Genomic DNA, 18,937 nt, shown 5'->3' on the forward strand with positions numbered 1-18,937 from the left:
AGGACCACCGTGACCGACACCCTCTCCGCGTACCGGAAGACCCTGCCCTACATCCACGAGTGGGTGTCGTACAAGGTCTGGCAGCTGCGGGTGCCGGGCGTACAGGTCGCCATCGGGTTCGGCGGCGAGGTGCTGTTCGACGAGGCCTGGGGCTACGCCGACGTCGAGGCCGGGCGTCGCCTGACCACCACCGACCTGTTCCGCATCGCCTCGCACTCGAAGACCTTCACCGCGACGGCCCTGCTCCAGCTCGCCGAGCGCGGGTCACTCCGGCTCGACGACACCGTCGGCACGTACATCCCCGCCCTGGTCGACGGCGGCTCCCCGCTCGCCGACGCCACGATCCGGGAGCTCATGGAGATGGGCGCCGGGGTCATCCGCGACGGCCACGACGGCGACTACTGGTCGCTCCTGCGGCCGTTCCCCGACGAGCAGGAGCTCCTGGCACTCGTGCTCGACCGCGGTCAGAAGGTCCCCACCGGGTCGTCCTTCAACTACTCGAACCTCGGCTACTCGCTGCTCGGACTCGTCATCGCCGCGGTCTCCGGCCGGTCCTACAACGACTTCGTCCGCGAGTCGATCACCGAACCCCTGGGACTCCGCAACACCGGCCCGGACTGGGACTCCACCCGCGCCGACGACTTCGTGGTCGGGTACACCGGGTTCCACACCGCGCGGCGCCGGCAGCGCATCGACCACGTGGACACCCGCGCGATGGCCGCCGCCACCGGGTTCCACGGCACCGCCTCCGACCTGGTCAGGTACTTCTCGCAGCACGTCATCGGGCACGGCAGCCTGCTCGACGACCACTCGAAGCGGCTCGCACAGCGCAAGGCCTGGAGCGCCACCGACGACCCGGCCGCCCGCGGGTACGGCGCCGGCTTCATCGTCGACCGCATCGGAGGCCGTGAGGTCCGCGGCCACTCCGGCGGGTTCCCCGGGCACATCACGCAGTCGCTGTTCGACCCGGCATCGGGCCTCGTCGTCTCCGTGCTGACGAGCGCTGCCGCCGGACCCGCCACCCTCATCGCCACCGCCGTCGTGCAGATGCTCGACGCCGCGGCGGACGCGTCCGCACCCGGCACCCCCGTGCCCGACGACGTCGACACCGCTGCGTACACCGGCCGTTTCGCCAACCCGTGGGGCGTCAGCGACATCGCCCGCATCGGCGACCGGCTCGTCGAGGTCGACCCGTCCGGACCCGAACCGCTCGACACCCCCACCCGGCTCGAGGTCGTCGACGCGGACACGCTCCGGATGACGCACGGCAACCGCTTCGGTTCGATCGACGAGGACATCACCTTCACGCGCGACGCCGACGGTACCGTCCGGTCGATCCGCGCCGGTGGCGGCATGACCGAGGAACCGTGGACGATCCCGACCGAGTCGCCCGAGGTCGCGGCGGGGCTGGCACCGTGAGCGGCGTCGACGGTCGGGAGGACGGTGTCGGGCACGACGACGTCGTGCTCGAACCCGAGCGGCAGGCGTTCGTCGAGGAGTTCGCCCTGATGCTCAACGACGGTGCCGGCATGCCCCTCACCGACGCCCGCGTGCTCGGCTACCTCATGATGACCCGCGCGCCGCACTCGTCCTCCGCCGACCTGCAGGACGCCCTCGGCGCCAGCTCGGGCTCGGTGTCGATGGCCACGCGACGGCTCGTCGACTCCGGGTTCGTGAAGCGCCACATCGTCGCCGGCGAACGCAGCCACTACTTCCGCGCCGAGGCGGACGTCTGGGGTTCCTGGCTCGCGAGCGAGCGGAAGTACCTCGACCGGCAGCGCGACATCATCGGCCGCGGACTCACCGTCGTCGAGGCCGCGGGCCGCACCGGCGAGGGCGACGTCGACGCCGAGGTCCGCGAGCGCCTGCTCAACGGCCGCGACTACATGCAGTGGCTGCAGGGGTACCACCGCAAGATGCTCGAGGAGTGGGAGGCGTTCAAGGCCGCCCGCGACCACACCGACCGTTCGGAGACCCCATGACCGACGTCCTGACCGTCGACCACCTGTCCGTGACCTTCGACGTCGACGGCGCCGAGGTCCGCGCGGTCGACGACGCCTCGTTCACCGTCGGCCGTGGCGAGGTCGTCGCCGTCGTCGGGGAGTCCGGGTCGGGCAAGAGCATGACCGCGATGACGGCGATGGGGATCGCCCCCGACGGCGCGCGCGCCTCCGGCAGCATCCGGCTCGGCGACCTCGAGGTCATCGGCTCCGACGAGCGCACCCTGCGCGGGGTCCGCGGCCGCAGCGTGTCCATGGTCTTCCAGGACCCGTCGGCCGCGCTCAACCCGGTGTTCACGGTCGGGTTCCAGCTGGCCGAGGCCGTCCGCCGCGCCGACGCCTCGCACGACCGCGCCGCCGTCCGCGAACGATCGCTCGAACTCCTGCGCGCCGTCGAGGTGCCGGAGCCCGAACGCCGGCTCGGCCAGTACCCGCACGAGCTCTCCGGCGGACAGGCGCAGCGTGTGATGATCGCGATGGCGCTCGCCGCCGACCCAGACCTGCTCATCGCCGACGAGCCGACGACGGCACTCGACGTCACGGTGCAGGCCGAGGTGCTCGACGTCCTGCGTGCGCTGCGGGAACGCACCGGCACCGCGATCCTCCTCATCACCCACGACATGGGCGTCGTCGCCGACATCGCCGACCGCGTGGTCGTCATGCGACGCGGTCGCGTCGTCGAGACGGGCACCGTCGCCGCGGTCTTCGCCGCGCCGTCCGCCGAGTACACCCGCGACCTGCTCGCTGCGGTCCCACGCATGGGCGCCGGGTCCGGCCAGGAGGCCCGGGTCGACCCCGTCTCGGAGGCCCCCTCGGTCGTCCTCGACGTCCGGCACCTCGTGGTCGAGTACGGCGGTGCGCTGCGCGGGCGGTTCCGCGCGGTCGACGACGTGTCGTTCACGGTCGGTCGCGGTGAGATCGTCGGACTCGTGGGGGAGTCCGGCAGCGGCAAGACCACCATCGGCCGCGCCGCCGTGGGACTCGCACCGATCACGTCCGGATCGGTCGTCGTCGAGGGCACCGACGTGGCGGTCGCCCGGCGAGCAGCTCGTCGCGAGATGCGGCGACACGTCGGTGTGGTCTTCCAGAACCCGCTGCGGTCGCTCAACCCGCGGTACACGGTCGGACAGACCGTCGCCGAGCCGCTCCGGCAGGTCCTGCGCCTGCCGTCGGCGCAGATCGACGAACGGGTGGACCGGCTGCTCGCCGACGTCGGCCTGGACGGCGGGTACCGCGAGCGCTTCCCACACGAGCTCTCCGGCGGGCAACGGCAGCGCGTCGCGATCGCCCGCGCGGTCGCGCTCGACCCCGCACTGCTCATCGCCGACGAGCCGACGAGTGCCCTCGACGTCTCGGTGCAGGCGCGGGTGCTCGACGTCTTCCGGGAACTGCAGGAGCGCCTGGGCTTCGCGTGCCTGTTCGTGACGCACGACCTGGCCGTGGTCGACACGCTGTGCGACCGGGTCGTCGTGCTGCACGGCGGGAAGGTCGCCGAGCAGGGGACCCGCGACGCCATCCTCCGGTCGCCGCAGGATCCCTACACGCGCCGGCTCATCCAGGCCGCGCCGGTACCCGACCCGGCCGAGCAGGCCGTCCGCCGATCCGAGCGCCTGGCGGCACGGGTCGGCTGAGGGGCACTCGCAGGCTCGGCGCCGCTGCGGGGTCAGCGCAGCTGCGGGGTCGGCGTCCGTGTGGCGTCAGCGCACCTCGGCTGAGACCCACAGGGCGTTCGCGCCCCGACCGACCGGACGCAGGAGCGGGACGGCGACGAGCACCGTCGCCGCCAGGTACGCCACTGTCTGCAGCAGCCCCGGGACGGCCAGCACGATGCCCAGCGCCTCCTGTGGGGTCGCCAGGATCAGCGCCGTGTTCGACAGGAGCGCCGCGACGAACCACAGCGACGCCGCCACGGTGACGACCCAGCCGAAGGCCCGCTGCACGCCGTCCTCGTTCCGGACGGTCAGCACGCCGAACGCCACGAGTGCGCCCTGCGCGACCACGAGGAGCACCTCGGTGGCCCAGCCCGGCGCCGGCCACAGGAGCGCGAACGCCAGGACCGACACCGCGAACGCGAGCGCCCGGCGGTCCCGAGCGCGCACCGCTGCGACGAGCACGACCGCAGCTGCCAGCCCGGCGAGCGCCGTGGCGACGAGGAGCAGCCCGTTCGGCAGGTCCCACGACGCGAGCCAGATCGTCCCCACCAGTCCGCGCGCCCCGAACACGACCGCTGCGACGACTGCCGCGGCCGAGACCACCCGAACCCCCGTGATGTTCTGCATGCCCGCACACTACGCGCACCCAGTACGGCAGGGAAAGCACGTTCTGGCCGGGCCGCTGACGGTCCTGGTTCGCGAACCGGGGGATCCGTGAACCAGAACCGTCAGATCGGCCGAGGGATGTCGGTGTCCGGTGCGTGGACCCGCTGCAGCGCGCGCCGCATGGAGGCGGTGGTGCTGAAGCCGAAGCGTGCAGCGACCTCGGCGGGACGGTCACCCCGGGTGAGTGCACTCCGGACACCGAGGCTCCGGAACCACCGCCCGAGCTGGGCCTGCGTGCAGCCCGTTGTCTCGAAGCACCGACGCTTGAGGGTGCGCGGAGACATGCGGACGCCGTCGAGCAGGTCCGCGGTCGAGTGTCCGCCCGCCGGTTCGAAGAGCCGGTCGAGGACCCTCGCCAGACTGTTGTCGCGCAGCAAGGGTGGTGGGTTGTCGTGGAGCACGGTCGTGACCACGAGTCGCGCGAGCGCATCCTGCTGCACGCCGTGCCACCGGCCGCCGTCGAGGTGACCGACGTGACGCAGCGCCAGCACGACGTCCGCCGACGGGAAGCCCGCGGGCTGCGTGGTGGCGATCGGCGGGAGCGCGAGGGCCTCGGCAGCGAGTGGCCCGAGCGACGCTGATCCGACGACGACGCCGGTGTCGGCGAACAGGGCCTCGTGCGGGAAGTCGTACGAAGAAGCAGTACGAGGCGGGCCGTGCCGTTCAGGGTCGGAGCCGATCGACATCGTCGGGTGCTGCTCGACCAGTGCGGCTCCACCCGCCTCGACGAACACGAGCGTGTCGTCGTGACGGACCCAGACCGGCCGGCGCAGGGACGCGACCCAGGCATGCGTGCCGCCCGGATCGGGATCGAGCGTCCAGAGGTCGTCGTCCGAACGGATCTCCTGGCCGGAGCCGACCTCGAGGCCGACGGCGTCGATCAGTGCTCGGAGTGCGTCGCCCATCGCCAAGAGCATGTCCGGCGGGCCGTCCCGCGACGATCGACCTCGGGCGATCTGTGGAGAGGGGGGATAACCCCACCCGGGGTGGGGAGGGGGCAGGATGGGGGAACGGCCCCGTGATCGCGAGGCTGGAGTCATGACCGACACCGACCGCCTCGACCAGGCGCGAACCGTCCCGCTGGACGACGTCACGCCCTCGCCCGACCAGGCCCAGACCGTCCCGCTGGGCGACTCCGTCCCACCTGGAGCCACCAAGCCGATGCCGCAGTACCCGCGACAGCACGACCAGCAGACGCCGCCGGCGTCGTGGGGCGCGACCCCGCCGAACGGATCGGCACCCGTCGGTGGCCACGGCCGCGGTCCGGGTTCCGGCATGACCGCCGGTGCGTTCTACCGCGAGTCCTGGAAGCGCCTGCCGCGCGACTTCGGCTACATGGCCCTGACGGCCGTGCTGCTGTGCACCCTGTACGTCGCGTTCCCCGCAGCGATCTTCGGTGGCGGGTTCCGCGACCTGTTCAACCCGTTCGTGCTGCTGATGTTCTTCATCGCGCTGTTCGTGGCGCGGTGGCTCGGACAGTTCGAGAAGCTCCGCATCGGATGGGCAGACCGGCGTCCGATCCGGCCGGTGGACTGGACGCCCCGCTGGCAGCAGAACTGGTGGACCCGCACGGGGTCCGCGGTCGCCAACCCGCACTACTGGCTCTACCTGCTGCACGCAGCGGTCGTGTACCCGCTCGTCGCCCTGGTGACCGTCGGCGCCGGAGCGATCCTGCTCGCTGGGTTCCTCTGGCCGATCGCCGTCGGCGGGTTGTTCCTGCTCAACAACGTCCGGTCCGGGTACTTCCCGGACGGCATCGGGTTCGCCACGGGCATCGGGTTCCTCGGGCTGCTGTCGATGGCGGCCTCGGTCGTGCTGTTCCCGCTGTGGGCCCGCGGTTCGGTCATCGCGCACTACTGGGTGGACTTCGGCCTGCTCGGCGGGTTCCGTGCGGAGCAACTCGAGCAGCGCGTCGCCGGACTGCAGGCATCCCGTGCCGGTGCGGTGACCGCCGAGGGACAGGCCCTGCGCCAGATCGAGCGCGACCTGCACGACGGCCCCCAGCAGCGCCTGGTGCGGCTCCGGATGGACCTGTCCGCCGCCGAGCGCGCGTTCGACAAGGACCCGCAGAAGGCGAAGCAGCTGATCGGCGAGGCATCGGAGCACGCGCAGGACGCCCTCGACGAACTGCGTGCGCTGTCCCGCGGGTTCGCCCCGCCGATCCTGCTCGACCGCGGGCTCGTGGCGGCTCTCGAGGCGCTCGTCGTCCGCACCCCGATCCCGGTCGGCCTCGACGTCCGTCTGCCCGAGGGCCTCGAGCTCGCGACGGAGATCCAGCGCAACGTGTACTTCACGGTGAGCGAGCTCCTCACGAACACCATGAAGCACGCCGGTGCGACGACCGCCGGGGTGTACCTCGGGCTCGTGGTCGACGCCTCCGGGCTCTGGTACCTGACCGTCAGCGTCACCGACGACGGCCGTGGTGGCGCCCGGCCCCAGCAGGGCCACGGCATCGAGGGCCTGATCGGCCGGATGCGCGCGCTCGACGGCGACCTGGTCGTCGCGAGCCCCGAGGGCGGACCCACCGAGGCCACGGCCCGGATCCCGCTCGGTGCCCTGAACGGCGTCCCCACGACGGCGAACCCGCGGTCGTGACCCCACGGGAGCGCGCGCGCTCCCACTAGGCTGGTCGGCATGACAGACGGCCCGGATGCAGCACGCATCCGGGCCGTCGTCGTCGACGACGCCGTCCTGCTGCGCGAGGGCTTGGCCCGCGTGCTCGACGAAGCCGGCATCGACGTCATCGGGCAGTACGCCGACGCCCGCGCGTTCCTCGCGACGCTGCCCGACGGCGCTCCCGACGTCGTGGTCATGGACGTCCGGATGCCGCCGACCTTCACCGACGAAGGCGTCCGCGCGGCCGTCGAGACCCGCCGGATCGCCCCGCGCACGGGCGTGCTCCTGCTCTCGCAGTACGTCGAGGCCACCTACGCCGAAGACGTCCTCGCCGCCGGCGCGACGGGCATCGGCTACCTGCTCAAGGACCGCGTCACCCGGCTCGAGGAGATCGACGACGCCGTGCGCCGGATCGCGGCCGGCGGCACCGTGCTCGACCCCGAGGTCGTCACGCAGTTGATGAGCCGTCGGCGCGACCCCCTCGCCGCGCTCACCCCTCGTGAACGCGACGTGCTCGGCCTGATGGCCGAGGGGCGCACGAACGCAGCCATCGCCCGCGCGCTCGTCATCGGCACCGGCGCCGTCGAGAAGCACGTGTCGAGCATCTTCGGCAAGCTCGCGCTCGAGGACACCGGCGAGGACCACCGCCGCGTCCTCGCCGTGCTCGCCTACCTCGGATGACCCGGGCGCGCGGATGAACCAGGCCCGCGGCACCGATCGGGTCCCGGCTCCGCTGCTCGCCCTCACCGCGATGGTGTCCGTCCAGCTCGGCGCCGCGATCGCGAAGACCCACTTCGACGACGTCGGCGCGGTCGGGGCCGCGGCGCTCCGGCTCGTCATCGGCGCGGTGGTGCTCGCCCTGGTCGTCCGTCCCCGCGTCCGGCACTGGACCCGCGCGCAGTGGGTCGGTGCCGTCGGTCTCGGGCTGGCGCTCGGCGGGATGAACGTCTTCATCTACCTGGCGTTCGCGAGCATCCCGATCGGGGTCGCGGTGACGATCGAGTTCCTCGGCCCGCTTGCCCTGTCCCTCGTGCACACCCGACGCTGGCGGGACGCGCTCTGGGCTGCCCTGGCGCTCGCCGGCGTCGTGCTGCTCGGAGTCGGCCCGAGCGCCGTGACCGAGGTCGGCGGGGTCGTCTGGGCCGTGCTCGCGGCGGCGTGCTGGGCGGGCTACATCGTGATGAACCGGCACGTCGGCGCGGCGATCCCCGGGGTCGACGGCCTGGTGGTGTCGATGGTGGTCGCGATGCTCGTGTCGCTGCCGTTCGGGCTCCCGTCCGCGGTGGACGGCGTGGTCCGCGAACCCGTGCTCCTGCTGGTCTTCGGCGCGGTCGCGGTGTTGTCGAGCGTGCTGCCCTACGCCCTCGAGATGGCGGCGTTGCGGCGGATGCCGACGCGGGTGTTCGGCGTCCTGCAGAGCCTCGGCCCGGCGATCGCGGCGCTGGCCGGCCTCGTGGTGCTCAGTGAGGGGCTGTCGGTGCTGGAGACGGTGGCGCTGGTGTGCGTCACCGCTGCGAGCGTCGGCGTCACGCTCTCGGCGCGCCGCCGACGCCGCTGAACGACCGTCTACTCGTCGCCGAGGAAGTCGGCGTACGTGGGTTCCGTGTGCTCGCCCGACAGCAGAGCGGGGTCGTTGACCCGGGCCTCGACGTAGGCGCTGATGACCTCGGGCGGGGTGAGCACGTGGGCGACCCAGGACGGCACCGCGGTGTTCTTCATGGTGCCTCCTCGTTCCGGAGCGGCACTCGAACGAATGCCTCGATCAGTGAGTTACTTGCCGAACCGGTGTTCGCTAAACCATCCTCGGGGTGCGACCGGAAGTCAACGCGCTGCGTTCTGCGGACTCCGCATCGCGCGTTCCGCCTGGTCGGCACGCAGGGTGCGGTGCTTCACGGCCGATCGCCACACCCAGGCGTCCGCCTGCTGTCCGAACTGCGCCCACTCGACCATGACGGCGTCGCGGGTCCAGCTCTTCGCGAAGGCCTTCACCCGGACGTGGAAGGTCGGGAACTGGATCCACGCCCAGACCGGCACGGGGGTGACGGCGTGGCAGACGTCGGGCCCGCGGGCGTCCTCGGACAGCGAGTAGGCGCGCGGACGTTCGACCTCCGGGTGTTCCGGGGGCTGCCACCGGTTCTCGCGACGCCGTCCCACGACGGTATTCGAACGTGTGTTCGAACGGGAGTCAAGTCCGCCGCGTGCTGTGGACCTCGGTCGGACGCCCGCTGGGCGTGTCGCAGCGGAGCGCCGGTGCGGCGTCTCAGGACCCGGCGCGCGCCGTCGACTCCCGGACGCTCAGCGTCAGCGGTGGCCCGGGGCGTGACGGCAGCGGCGCGTCGGCGTCGATCTGCGCGCGCAGGAGCGTTGCCGCCCGCTGCCCGAGCTCCACGGTGTCGCGGGTCAGCGAGGTGATGGACGGCCGGACCAGCTGGATCATCGCCGAGTCGTCGAACGACACGATCGAGACGTCGGTCGGCACGGCGACGCCCATCTCGCTCGCGACCCCGAGCCCGGCCACCGCCAGGACGTCGTTGTCGTAGACGATCGCCGTCGGTCGGCTGCTGCGGGACAGCAGCGTGCGGGTCGCACTCGCACCGGCCTCGGCCGAGTAGTCGGTCGGGATCGACACGGCGTCGGCGAGCCCCTCGGCCGCGGCGAACGCCCGCACACGGCCGATCCGCATGGCGGTGTGCTCGAACTCGGGGCGCCCGGCGACGTGCGCGATGCGTCGGTGCCCGAGCGCGTGCAGGTACCGCAGGACGGTGTCCGTCGCGGCACCGTCGTCGATCCACACGCTCGGTGCGGAGCCCTCGGGCGAGGGGTGGGACCCGACGACGACCGTGGGCATGCCGAGTTCGGCGAGCAGGGTCAACCGGTCGTCGTCGCGCCGCGGGTCGATGACGACCACCCCGTCGACGCGGTGCCCACGCCACCACGCCCGGTAGGTCTCGAGTTCCTCGGCGGCGTCGCGCGCCACGAGCAGGTTCATCCCGACGTGGGTGCCGGCGAGTCCGAGCTGGATGCCGGAGATCAGGTCGCCGAAGAACGACTCGGTGCCGAGGGTGCGGGCCGGCCGGTTCAGCACGAAGCCGATCGAGCCGGCCTTGGCGCCGCCCAGTGCGCGGGCTGCGGTGTGCGGTTGCCAGTCGAGTTCGCGGGCGATCGCGCGCACGCGAGCGCGGGTCTCGTCGGACACACCGGGGCGGTCGTTCAGGGCGAACGAGACCGCGCTGACGGACACGCCGGCACGCGCGGCGATGTCGGAGATCGTCGTTCGACGGTTCGCGGCCATGCGCTTGACTATAGCGTTTTAGTCCTTCATAGTCACTGCCACAAGCAGGTTCAAGGACAGGAACTGAACCGGTTCAGCACACTGACGAAGCAGGATGACGAGGGAGTCAGACGCCATGAGGACCACCACACGTACGACGAGGAGCCGTGCTGCGGCGCTGCTCGCAGGAGCTGCCGCCACGGCACTCGTCCTGACCGGCTGCTCGGGCGGCAGCACCGCGGCCGACAACGGCGGCGGGGAGATCAGCGGGTCGATCACGCTGCAGACGTGGGCGCTCACGCCGACGTACACGGACTACCTCAACGGGGTGATCGCCGACTTCGAGAAGGCCCACCCGGACGCGAAGGTGAAGCTGCAAGACCAGCCGGGCGACGGCTACGCCGACAAGGTGCTCAGCCAGGCGTCGTCGAACTCGTTGCCCGACGTCATCAACCTGCCGCCGGACATCGCCCTGCCGCTCGCCAAGCGCGGGTTCCTGCAGGACGTCGCGAAGGACGACACCGAGCTCGCGAGCACCTACGTCGCCGGTGCGCTGGACTCGTACGAGTACAAGGGCGTGGACGGCACGTTCGGGTACCCCTGGTACCTCAACACCGACGTCGACTACTGGAACGCGACGATGTTCGCGAAGTGCGGCCTCGATGCGAAGAACCCGCCGAAGACCACCGACGAGCTGTTCACGCAGGCGAAGACCATGCACGAGAACTGCCCGACCGACTACCTGATGAGCCGCAAGCCCGGCCTCGGCGACTTCACCCTGGCAGGCGTGAAGGTCCTCAACGCGGACGGCACGAAGTTCACCTTCGCCGACTCGTCGAAGGCCGCCGACCTGATCGAGCGGTACAAGGACGCGTACCAGGACGGCTACATGCCCTCGAACGTGCTGAACAGCGACTACCTCGGCAACTCGACGCTGTTCACGCAGCAGAAGGTCGCGTGGACCACCGGCGGCGCCACCTCGCTCGCCGACTTCGAGAAGAACAACCCGTCGCTCAAGGGCAAGGTCACCGTCAGCCCCGCACTCGACACCCCGCCGCTGTACGTGCAGGGGCTGTCGGTGTCGGCGAAGTCGAAGCACCTCGCCACGGCTGAGGCGTTCGCGAAGTTCATGACGAACGCGAAGAACCAGGAGGCGTTCGCGCACGAGGTCAACATCTTCCCGTCGACCACGTCGTCGCAGTCCGACCCGTACTTCTCGAAGGACGACGGCACCGTCAACGGTGAGGCCCGTGTCCTGGCGAACGAGGCCCTGAAGACCGCGAAGGTGATCAACCCGGTCGAGGCGAACTCCGCGATGACGGACTTCCTCGACCAGCAGATCGCCCTCGCGATGAAGGGCCAGGTCGCGCCGGAGCAGGCACTGCAGACGGCGCAGACCAAGATGAACAGTCTGCTGGCCAACGGCTGATGCGCGCCAACCGCTGGTTCACGCCCTGGCTGCTCGTCCTGCCGGCCCTCGTCTGGCTCGTCGCGTTCAGCCTCTGGCCGTCGATCAACACCGTCCGGCTGTCGTTCACGAACGCCAGCCCGCTGGGGGGCGTGAGCCAGTGGGTGGGCCTTGCGAACTTCGAGACCCTGCTGGCCGATCCGCAGGTGTGGGAGGCGCTGCTCAACAGCGTCATCTACATGGCGATCTGCCTGCCCCTGCTGACCGTGCTGCCGCTGCTCATCGCGGTGCTCGTCCAGCAGAAGCTCCCGGGGATCGCGTTCTTCCGCACGGCGTTCTACACGCCGGTCATCGCCTCGGCCGTGGTCGTCGGGCTCATCTGGACCTGGATCCTCGACGACCGCGGCGTCATCAACGAGATGGCGCAGGCGCTCGGCGTCGTGCAGGGCAGCGTCCCGTTCCTGACCGACCGGTGGCTGCTGCTCCTCAGCGCCATCAGCCTGACGGTCTGGAAGGGCCTCGGCTACTACATGATCATCTTCCTCGCGGCCCTCGGGAACGTCGGCAAGGACTTGCACGAAGCGGCCGCCCTCGACGGCGCCGGATCGGTGCGACGGTTCTGGTCGGTCACCATGCCGGGGGTCCGCGGCACCATGACGCTCGTCGGGATCCTGGTGTGCGTCTCCGCGCTCCGGGTGTTCAGCGAGCTCTACATCCTCACCAACGGCACCGGTGGACCCGGCGGGCAGGACAACTCGCTCGTCATGCTCATCCAGCAGTACGCCCGCGGTTTCACCGGCAACCTCGGGTACGCGTCCGCCCTGAGCCTCCTGCTCTTCGTCGTGACGCTCGTCCCGATGCTCGCCCTCGCGCGGATGAACAGCAAGGCGGACAAGTGACGAACACGACGACCACCGAACCCGCACTGGGCGGGGCGCGCGGTGCAGCCAGCCCGACGCCGGACGTGACCGGCGCGACGGACGCGGGACGGGCCTCCCGACCGAACGGACGAGACGGACGCAAGCGCCGTCGCGCGGTCTGGGGCGTCATGTCCACCCGCGAGAAAGTGCTGCGCTACGTCCTGCTCATCGTGGTGCTCTTCATCACGATCGGCCCGTTCCTGTGGCAGCTGTCCACCTCGCTCAAGGGCGCCGGCGAGGACATCTACACCGCGAACCCGTCCTTCATCCCGACCGAGCCGACCTTCGAGAACTACCTCAAGGTGGCCGCCGCGATCCCGGTCTGGCGGTACATCGGCAACTCGCTGCTCGTCGCCGCGATCGACGTGTTCGGCAACATCGTCTTCGCGACGCTCGCCGGCTTCGCCCTGGCGCGGCTGCAGTGGCGGCACCGCAAGCTCGTCCTCGGGCTGTTCCTCGCCACGCTCGTCCTGCCCGGCGAGGCGACGATCATCTCGCAGTTCGTCACCGTCAAGGACCTCGGCCTCGCCGACAACCTCGTCGGTGTCGCCCTGCCGGGGATGATCGCCGCGCTCAACGTGCTGCTCATGTTCAACGCGTTCCGGCAGATCCCGGAGGAGATCGACCAGGCCGCCGTGATGGACGGCGCGAACGCGATGCAGCGGCTGCGGTACATCTCGCTGCCCGCCGTGCAGGGGACCATCGCCGTCATCGCGATCTTCTCGTTCATCGGTGCGTGGGACGACTTCCTGTGGCCGCTCATCGTGCTGCAGTCGCCGGAGAACCTCACCCTGACCGTCGGGCTGCAGTACCTGCAGGGCACGTTCGCGACCGACCAGCGCATGATCGCCGCCGGCACCATGATCGCGTTCATCCCGATCGCCGTGATCTTCGCCGTCCTGCAGCGCTTCTTCTTCAAGGGCGTCGAAGAGGGCGGTGTGAAGGGCTGATGCGCTTCGGGGTCAACTACACGCCCTCGGTCGGCTGGTTCCACTCGTGGCTCGACTTCTCGCCGTCGGACACCGCCAGGGACCTCGAGGCGATCGCCTCGCTCGGCGCCGACCACGTGCGGATCTTCCCGCTCTGGCCGGTCGTGCAGCCGAACCGGACGCTCATCCGGGCCTCGGCGCTGCAGGACGTCGCGACGGTCGTGGACATCGCCGGGTCGTTCGGGCTCGACGTCAACGTCGACGCCCTGCAGGGGCACCTGTCGAGCTTCGACTTCGTGCCCGCGTGGCTGGACAGCTGGCACCGCCGGAACATGTTCACCGACCCGGACGTCGTCGCGTCGACCGCGGCGTACGTCCGGGCGCTCGCCCGAGCGGTCGCGGACAAGCCGAACCTGCTCGGCATCACCATCGGCAACGAGGTGAACCAGTTCGCGCACGCGCCGCACCCCGCGCCGCACGACATCACGGCGGAGCAGGGCCACGCGTGGGCGGCGGCGATGGTCGCGGCGGCGCGTGACGGGCTGTCGGCCGATTCGGCCGGTTCGTCCGGCGGGTCCGGCCTGGAGGCACGGCTCGACCCCGCCACGTCGGCGCCGTCCGGCACCGGGTCGCGTCCACGGCCGCTGGTCACCGTCGCGCAGTACGACGCCGCCTGGTACGACGACGCCCAGCCCTTCGGTCCGGAGCACGCGGCGGACCACGGTGACGCCACCGTCACGCACTCGTGGGTGTTCAACGGCTCGGCAGCGCTGCACGGCGCACTCGGACCGGGATCGGTGCGGCACGGTGAGTACCTGCTCCAGCTCGCCGCCGCCTCGAACCGCGACCCCGCACGACCGAACTGGCTGCAAGAAGTGGGAGCGCCCACCAACGTCATCGCCCCGGAGGACGCCGCCTCGTTCACCGAGCAGACCATCCGGCACGTGCTCGGGGCGCAGCAGGTGCTCGGTGTCACGTGGTGGTGCTCGCACGACGTCGCCCGGTCGCTCGCCGACTTCCCGGAGCTCGAGTACGACCTCGGGCTCTTCACCAACGACGGCCGCGTCAAGCCGGCGGGAGAGGCCTTCGCCGCCGTCGCACGGTCAAGCGCCGCCGCCGCCGCTGCGCCGCCGGCCACCGCGCTCGTGCTCGACGACGTGCTGCCCGACGGCTCGGACCGGCACGGGATGCGTGCCGACTGCGCCCCCGGAGGTCGGTTCGCCGCCGCCTGGCTCGCGGTCGCGTCGGCGGAACCGGACGGTCGCGGTCCGCAGGTCGTCCTCCGTTCCCGACTCGGCGACACCGAGATGCTCGCCGCCCGTGGCATCGACCGCTGCGTGGACGTGCCCGCCGACCTCGACTCCACCACCATCCGCGTCGCGCACCCCGCGACCACGCCCTGACCTGCGGCAACGCCCCGACCCTGGAAGGCTCCATGCACGACGACATCCCCCTCACCACCGGACGGGCCCGCCGGGTCCTCGACGAGCGGATCACGCCCGCGGTGCACGCCACCGCCGTGCCGCTGGAGACCGCGTGGCACGAACTGCCCGGTGAGCCCATCCCGCCGACCGAGGGCCTGCAGCTCGCCTTCGAACCGTACGAGGTGGGCACTCCGTGGGGCGCGGCGTGGGGCACCACGTGGTTCCGGCTGACCGGGACCGTGCCGGCCGAGTGGGTCGGACGTCGGGTGGAGGCCGTGATCGACCTCGGGTTCGACAAGAACATGCCCGGGTTCCAGTGCGAGGGACTCGTCTACCTGGCCGACGGCACACCCGTGAAGTCGATCAACCCGCGCAACCAGTGGGTCCTGGTCACCGAGCGGGCCGAGGGCGGCGAGACGATCGAGCTCTTCGTCGAGGCCGCGTCGAACCCCGTCCTGCTCGACTACCACCCCTTCCTGCCGACGCAGCAGGGGGATGTGCAGACCTCGTCGTCGAAGCGGCTCTACACCTCGCGCCGGATGGACCTCGCCGTCTTCGAGTCCGAGGTGCACGAACTCGCGCTCGACATCGACGTCCTGCTCGAACTGCAGGCAGAGCTGCCCGAGGGCCCACGGCGGATGCGGATCCTGCAGGCCCTCGACGACGCGCTGGACCGGCTCGACCTGCAGCACATCGCCGCGACCGCGGGCGACGCCCGCGCGGCGCTCGCCGACGTGCTCGCCGCCCCCGCCGAGGCTTCCGCCCACACGATCTCGGCGATCGGCCACGCCCACATCGACTCCGCGTGGCTCTGGCCAGTCCGCGAGACGATCCGCAAGGTCGCCCGCACCACCTCGACGATGACCGAACTCATCGACCAGACCGACGACTTCCTGTACGGCATGTCGAGCGCGCAGCAGTACGCGTGGATCAAGGAGCACCGCCCCGAGGTCTACGCGCGGGTGCAGGCCGCGGTCGAGGCCGGCCGGTTCCTGCCGATCGGCGGCATGTGGGTCGAGTCCGACACCGTGATGCCGACCGGCGAGAGCATCGTCCGCCAGTTCTCGCAGGGTCAGCGGTTCTTCGAGCGCGAGTTCGGCATCCGACCCAAGGGCGTCTGGCTGCCCGACAGCTTCGGGTACTCGCCGGCGCTGCCGCAGCTCATGCGCCGCGCGGGCTTCGAGTGGTTCTTCACGCAGAAGATCTCGTGGAACCAGGTGAACAAGTTCCCGCACCACACGTTCCTGTGGGAGGGCATCGACGGCTCGCGGGTGTTCTCGCACTTCCCGTCGATGGACACCTACAACTCCCGCCTGTCCGGAAGCGAGGTCGCGAAGGCCTCCCGCCAGTTCCGTGAGAACCGGCTCGCCACGGGCTCGATCGCACCGGTCGGCTGGGGCGACGGCGGTGGTGGCACGACCCGCGAGATGACCGGCACGGCCGCACGCCTTGCCGACCTCGAGGGCAGTGCGAAGGTCCGGTGGGAGCACCCGGACACGTTCTTCGACCGCGCGAAGTCCGAGCTGACCGACCCGCCGGTGTGGGTGGGGGAGCTGTACCTCGAGCTGCACCGCGCCACGCTGACCAGCCAGCACGGCACGAAGCAGGGCAACCGCCGGTGTGAGCAGCTGCTCATCGAGGCCGAGCTCTGGGCCGCGACCGCCGCCGCCCGCACCGACTTCGCCTACCCGTACGACGAACTCGACGCCCTGTGGCAGCAGGTCCTGCTCCAGCAGTTCCACGACATCCTGCCGGGCACCTCGATCGCGTGGGTGCACCGGGAAGCGGTCGAGCGCTACGCCGAGACGGCCGCGGCCCTGACCGCGATCATCGACCAGGCGCTCTCGGCGCTCGCCGGTACCGGGGACGCGGTCGTCGTCGTGAACCCGGCCCCGTTCCTCCAGGCCGGCGCACCCGCGCAGGGCGCGGTCCTGGCGACCGACGTGCCGGAAGCCACCGCCGCCACCCTGACCGAGCAGGACGGCGGGTACGTGCTGGCGAACGACCTGGTGCGGATCGTCGTCGACGCGCAGGGGCTCGTGACGAGTGCCGTCGACCTGGCGAGCGGCCGCGAGGCGATCGCTGCCGGACAGGCCGCGAACCTGCTGCAGCTGCACCAGGACTTCCCGAACATGTGGGACGCGTGGGACGTCGACCGGTACTACCGGAACCGGGTCGAGGACCTCGTCGCGCTGACGTCGCTCGACGCGTCCGTCGATGCCGACGGCGTCGCGCGCGTCGTCGTCTCGCGGGCCTTCGGCGACTCGACCGTGCGCCAGGAGATCACGCTCGCGCCGGACTCCCGCACCCTCGAGTTCGACCAGACCACCGACTGGCACGAGACCGAGAAGTTCCTCAAGGTCGCGTTCCCGCTCGACGTCCGCGCCGAGCACACCGTCGCCGAGACGCAGTTCGGTGCGCAGAAGCGGGTGACGCACACGAACACCTCGTGGGAGGCCGCGAAGTTCGAGACGTCGATGCACCGCTACGTGCTCGTGTCGGAGCCGGGCTTCGGTGTGGCGCTCGTGAACGACTCGATCCACGGGTTCGACACCACCCGCGACGCCGTCGACGGGCACGTCACCACCACCGTGCGGCTGTCGCTGCTGCGGGCACCGCGGTTCCCGGACCCCGAGACCGATCAGGGCGTGCAGACGCACCGGTACGGCATCGTCATCGGGACGGACCAGCTCGGGGCGACGGCGGCCGGCGTGCGGATGAACGCGGGAGTGCGGACCGTCACCGGGGCGCACGGGTTCGCACCGCTCGTGCGGGTGTCCGGCGGGGTCGTGCTGTCGAGCGTCAAGCTCGCCGACGACCGCTCCGGTGACCTGGTCGTGCGCGTCTACGAGCCGGTGGGGCGGCGGGGGACCGGTGGGGTCGCGGTGGACGGGCCGTTCGGTCCGGCTGCCGAGGTCACCCTGCTCGAAGAGCCGTTGGCCTCGGCCGGGACCGTCGACGCGTCCTCGTTCGCCGTCGACGCGTACGAGGTCCGCACCTTCCGCTTCCCACACAACTGAACGACCGACCCATTCAAGGAGGAATGACATGAAGAAGTCCATGAAGTTCGGGATCGTGGCGGCCATCGCCGCGATGGTGGCGGCACCGCTCGTGCCGTCCGCAGCGACGGCCGCGCCCGGTGCGGCCGCCGCGACTGCCGTCGGCGCTGCCGCCGGAACCAAGTCCGGGCCGACGAGCATCGCCTACGTCGAGGTCAACAACGACCAGCTCGCCAACGTCGGCCGGTACACGCTGTCCGGCGGGGCGAACGCCTTCGACGTCGCGATCATCTTCGCGGCGAACATCAACTGGAACGGCTCCAAGGCCGTCCTGGTCAACAACGACAAGGTGCAGGCGACCCTCGACAACGCCGCGACGCAGATCAAGCCGCTGCAGGCGAAGGGCATCAAGGTGTCGCTGTCGGTCCTCGGCAACCACCAGGGCGCGGGCATCGCCAACTTCCCGACCCAGGCAGCGGCGTCGGACTTCGCGTCCCAGATCGCCGCCACCGTGTCGAAGTGCGGACTCGACGGCGTCGACCTCGACGACGAGTACTCCGACTACGGCGCGAACGGCACCCCGCAGCCGAACCAGCAGTCCATCGGTTGGCTCATCACCGCGCTGCGTGCCCAGATGCCCGGCAAGCTCATCTCGTTCTACGACATCGGCCCGGCGTCGTCCTCGCTGTCGCAGTCGAGCAGCACCATCGGCTCGAAGCTCGACTACGCCTGGAACCCCTACTACGGCACGTACTCGGCGCCGTCGATCCCGGGGCTCGACAAGTCCCGGTTGTCGGCTGCCGCGGTGGACATCCAGAACACCTCGCAGTCGACCGCGGTGTCGCTCGCCTCGCGCACCAAGGCCGACCGGTACGGCGTCTTCATGACGTACAACCTGCCGGGAGGCGACAAGTCCGCCTACGTCTCCGCGCTGACGCAGAAGCTGTACGGGCAGGCCGCGTCGTACCGCTGACGCTCGCGTCCTGACGGCGGCGGCTGGGGGCTCGGCCTGGTGCGAGGTTCCGCACTCGGTGCGAGCCCCCGGCCGTCGC

17 protein-coding genes are annotated in these 18,937 nt (G+C 71.0%); 12 read left to right on the forward strand and 5 right to left on the reverse strand.

Annotated features, from left to right (window positions below; all coding sequences use genetic code 11):
• Positions 1 to 9 precede the first annotated feature (9 nt).
• Genes EDF63_RS13070 through EDF63_RS13080 form a run of 3 tightly spaced genes read left to right on the forward strand, consistent with a single transcriptional unit; the run spans position 10 to position 3,631 of the window.
• Entirely contained in the window at positions 10 to 1,419 is a 1,410-nt protein-coding gene (locus tag EDF63_RS13070; protein WP_260233108.1) for a serine hydrolase, read from the forward strand.
• On the forward strand, positions 1,416 to 1,982 hold the full coding sequence (locus EDF63_RS13075) for a GbsR/MarR family transcriptional regulator (RefSeq protein WP_123313646.1): 567 nt from the start codon (positions 1,416 to 1,418) through the stop codon (positions 1,980 to 1,982). Before EDF63_RS13070 ends, EDF63_RS13075 begins: the two co-directional genes overlap by 4 nt.
• Positions 1,979 to 3,631 carry an ABC transporter ATP-binding protein gene (locus EDF63_RS13080; RefSeq protein WP_123313445.1) on the forward strand — a complete coding sequence of 551 codons (1,653 nt, stop codon included), beginning with the start codon at positions 1,979 to 1,981 and terminating at the stop codon, positions 3,629 to 3,631. Before EDF63_RS13075 ends, EDF63_RS13080 begins: the two co-directional genes overlap by 4 nt.
• 66 nt (positions 3,632 to 3,697) lie before the next feature.
• Here EDF63_RS13080 and EDF63_RS13085 read toward each other — a convergent pair whose 3' ends face one another.
• Both EDF63_RS13085 and EDF63_RS13090 read right to left on the reverse strand, forming a co-directional pair.
• Positions 3,698 to 4,279, reverse strand: coding sequence for a hypothetical protein (locus tag EDF63_RS13085; RefSeq protein ID WP_123313446.1), 582 nt, complete (start codon positions 4,277 to 4,279; stop codon positions 3,698 to 3,700).
• A 101-nt stretch (positions 4,280 to 4,380) separates the two neighbouring features.
• Positions 4,381 to 5,223, reverse strand: coding sequence for a helix-turn-helix domain-containing protein (locus EDF63_RS13090; RefSeq protein WP_185021417.1), 843 nt, complete (start codon positions 5,221 to 5,223; stop codon positions 4,381 to 4,383).
• Between the two features lie 133 nt (positions 5,224 to 5,356).
• Here EDF63_RS13090 and EDF63_RS13095 point away from each other — a divergent pair, with 133 nt between their 5' ends.
• From EDF63_RS13095 to EDF63_RS13105, 3 genes are read left to right on the forward strand one after another with little or no spacing between them, the layout of a single operon-like run.
• Positions 5,357 to 6,913: a sensor histidine kinase gene (locus EDF63_RS13095; protein ID WP_123313448.1), complete on the forward strand. Its 1,557-nt coding sequence runs from the start codon at positions 5,357 to 5,359 to the stop codon at positions 6,911 to 6,913.
• A 39-nt stretch (positions 6,914 to 6,952) separates the two neighbouring features.
• Positions 6,953 to 7,615 carry a response regulator transcription factor gene (locus EDF63_RS13100; RefSeq protein ID WP_111084503.1) on the forward strand — a complete coding sequence of 221 codons (663 nt, stop codon included), beginning with the start codon at positions 6,953 to 6,955 and terminating at the stop codon, positions 7,613 to 7,615.
• A 13-nt stretch (positions 7,616 to 7,628) separates the two neighbouring features.
• Positions 7,629 to 8,492: a DMT family transporter gene (locus EDF63_RS13105; protein WP_123313449.1), complete on the forward strand. Its 864-nt coding sequence runs from the start codon at positions 7,629 to 7,631 to the stop codon at positions 8,490 to 8,492.
• A gap of 8 nt (positions 8,493 to 8,500) precedes the next feature.
• Here EDF63_RS13105 and EDF63_RS18720 read toward each other — a convergent pair whose 3' ends face one another.
• From EDF63_RS18720 to EDF63_RS13115, 3 genes are all read right to left on the reverse strand, one after another.
• Positions 8,501 to 8,653, reverse strand: a complete 153-nt coding sequence (locus EDF63_RS18720; protein ID WP_159572741.1) for a hypothetical protein — start codon at positions 8,651 to 8,653, stop codon at positions 8,501 to 8,503.
• A gap of 102 nt (positions 8,654 to 8,755) precedes the next feature.
• Complete coding sequence (locus EDF63_RS13110; RefSeq protein WP_123293983.1) at positions 8,756 to 9,088, reverse strand: hypothetical protein; 333 nt, start codon at positions 9,086 to 9,088, stop codon at positions 8,756 to 8,758.
• 106 nt (positions 9,089 to 9,194) lie between these two features.
• Positions 9,195 to 10,226, reverse strand: a complete 1,032-nt coding sequence (locus EDF63_RS13115) for a LacI family DNA-binding transcriptional regulator (RefSeq protein ID WP_123313450.1) — start codon at positions 10,224 to 10,226, stop codon at positions 9,195 to 9,197.
• 115 nt (positions 10,227 to 10,341) lie between these two features.
• Here EDF63_RS13115 and EDF63_RS13120 point away from each other — a divergent pair, with 115 nt between their 5' ends.
• From EDF63_RS13120 to EDF63_RS13145, 6 genes are read left to right on the forward strand one after another with little or no spacing between them, the layout of a single operon-like run.
• Positions 10,342 to 11,634: an ABC transporter substrate-binding protein gene (locus tag EDF63_RS13120; RefSeq protein WP_123313451.1), complete on the forward strand. Its 1,293-nt coding sequence runs from the start codon at positions 10,342 to 10,344 to the stop codon at positions 11,632 to 11,634.
• Complete coding sequence (locus tag EDF63_RS13125; protein WP_123313452.1) at positions 11,634 to 12,512, forward strand: carbohydrate ABC transporter permease; 879 nt, start codon at positions 11,634 to 11,636, stop codon at positions 12,510 to 12,512. Before EDF63_RS13120 ends, EDF63_RS13125 begins: the two co-directional genes overlap by 1 nt.
• Positions 12,509 to 13,483 carry a carbohydrate ABC transporter permease gene (locus EDF63_RS13130; protein WP_221180565.1) on the forward strand — a complete coding sequence of 325 codons (975 nt, stop codon included), beginning with the start codon at positions 12,509 to 12,511 and terminating at the stop codon, positions 13,481 to 13,483. Before EDF63_RS13125 ends, EDF63_RS13130 begins: the two co-directional genes overlap by 4 nt.
• Positions 13,483 to 14,865, forward strand: a complete 1,383-nt coding sequence (locus EDF63_RS13135; RefSeq protein ID WP_123313453.1) for a cellulase family glycosylhydrolase — start codon at positions 13,483 to 13,485, stop codon at positions 14,863 to 14,865. Before EDF63_RS13130 ends, EDF63_RS13135 begins: the two co-directional genes overlap by 1 nt.
• Positions 14,866 to 14,897: 32 nt before the next feature.
• A complete protein-coding gene (locus EDF63_RS13140) occupies positions 14,898 to 17,906 on the forward strand; it encodes a glycoside hydrolase family 38 C-terminal domain-containing protein (RefSeq protein WP_123313454.1) in 3,009 nt (1,002 codons plus the stop codon).
• Between the two features lie 28 nt (positions 17,907 to 17,934).
• Positions 17,935 to 18,858: an endo-beta-N-acetylglucosaminidase H gene (locus EDF63_RS13145; RefSeq protein ID WP_123313455.1), complete on the forward strand. Its 924-nt coding sequence runs from the start codon at positions 17,935 to 17,937 to the stop codon at positions 18,856 to 18,858.
• Positions 18,859 to 18,937 lie beyond the last annotated feature (79 nt).

Source organism: Curtobacterium sp. JUb34, from assembly GCF_003755065.1.
GTDB lineage: Bacteria > Actinomycetota > Actinomycetes > Actinomycetales > Microbacteriaceae > Curtobacterium.

What these genes read in the sequence shown, in the direction of transcription:
- EDF63_RS13080 (WP_123313445.1), top strand. Translation starts at nt 1,979, where the DNA reads ATGACCGACGTCCTGACCGTCGACCACCTGTCCGTGACCTTCGACGTC.
- EDF63_RS13085 (WP_123313446.1), bottom strand. Translation starts at nt 4,279, where the DNA reads ATGCAGAACATCACGGGGGTTCGGGTGGTCTCGGCCGCGGCAGTCGTC.
- EDF63_RS13090 (WP_185021417.1), bottom strand. Translation starts at nt 5,223, where the DNA reads ATGGGCGACGCACTCCGAGCACTGATCGACGCCGTCGGCCTCGAGGTC.
- EDF63_RS13095 (WP_123313448.1), top strand. Translation starts at nt 5,357, where the DNA reads ATGACCGACACCGACCGCCTCGACCAGGCGCGAACCGTCCCGCTGGAC.
- EDF63_RS13100 (WP_111084503.1), top strand. Translation starts at nt 6,953, where the DNA reads ATGACAGACGGCCCGGATGCAGCACGCATCCGGGCCGTCGTCGTCGAC.
- EDF63_RS13105 (WP_123313449.1), top strand. Translation starts at nt 7,629, where the DNA reads ATGAACCAGGCCCGCGGCACCGATCGGGTCCCGGCTCCGCTGCTCGCC.
- EDF63_RS18720 (WP_159572741.1), bottom strand. Translation starts at nt 8,653, where the DNA reads ATGAAGAACACCGCGGTGCCGTCCTGGGTCGCCCACGTGCTCACCCCG.
- EDF63_RS13115 (WP_123313450.1), bottom strand. Translation starts at nt 10,226, where the DNA reads ATGGCCGCGAACCGTCGAACGACGATCTCCGACATCGCCGCGCGTGCC.
- EDF63_RS13120 (WP_123313451.1), top strand. Translation starts at nt 10,342, where the DNA reads ATGAGGACCACCACACGTACGACGAGGAGCCGTGCTGCGGCGCTGCTC.
- EDF63_RS13125 (WP_123313452.1), top strand. Translation starts at nt 11,634, where the DNA reads ATGCGCGCCAACCGCTGGTTCACGCCCTGGCTGCTCGTCCTGCCGGCC.
- EDF63_RS13135 (WP_123313453.1), top strand. Translation starts at nt 13,483, where the DNA reads ATGCGCTTCGGGGTCAACTACACGCCCTCGGTCGGCTGGTTCCACTCG.
- EDF63_RS13140 (WP_123313454.1), top strand. Translation starts at nt 14,898, where the DNA reads ATGCACGACGACATCCCCCTCACCACCGGACGGGCCCGCCGGGTCCTC.
- EDF63_RS13145 (WP_123313455.1), top strand. Translation starts at nt 17,935, where the DNA reads ATGAAGAAGTCCATGAAGTTCGGGATCGTGGCGGCCATCGCCGCGATG.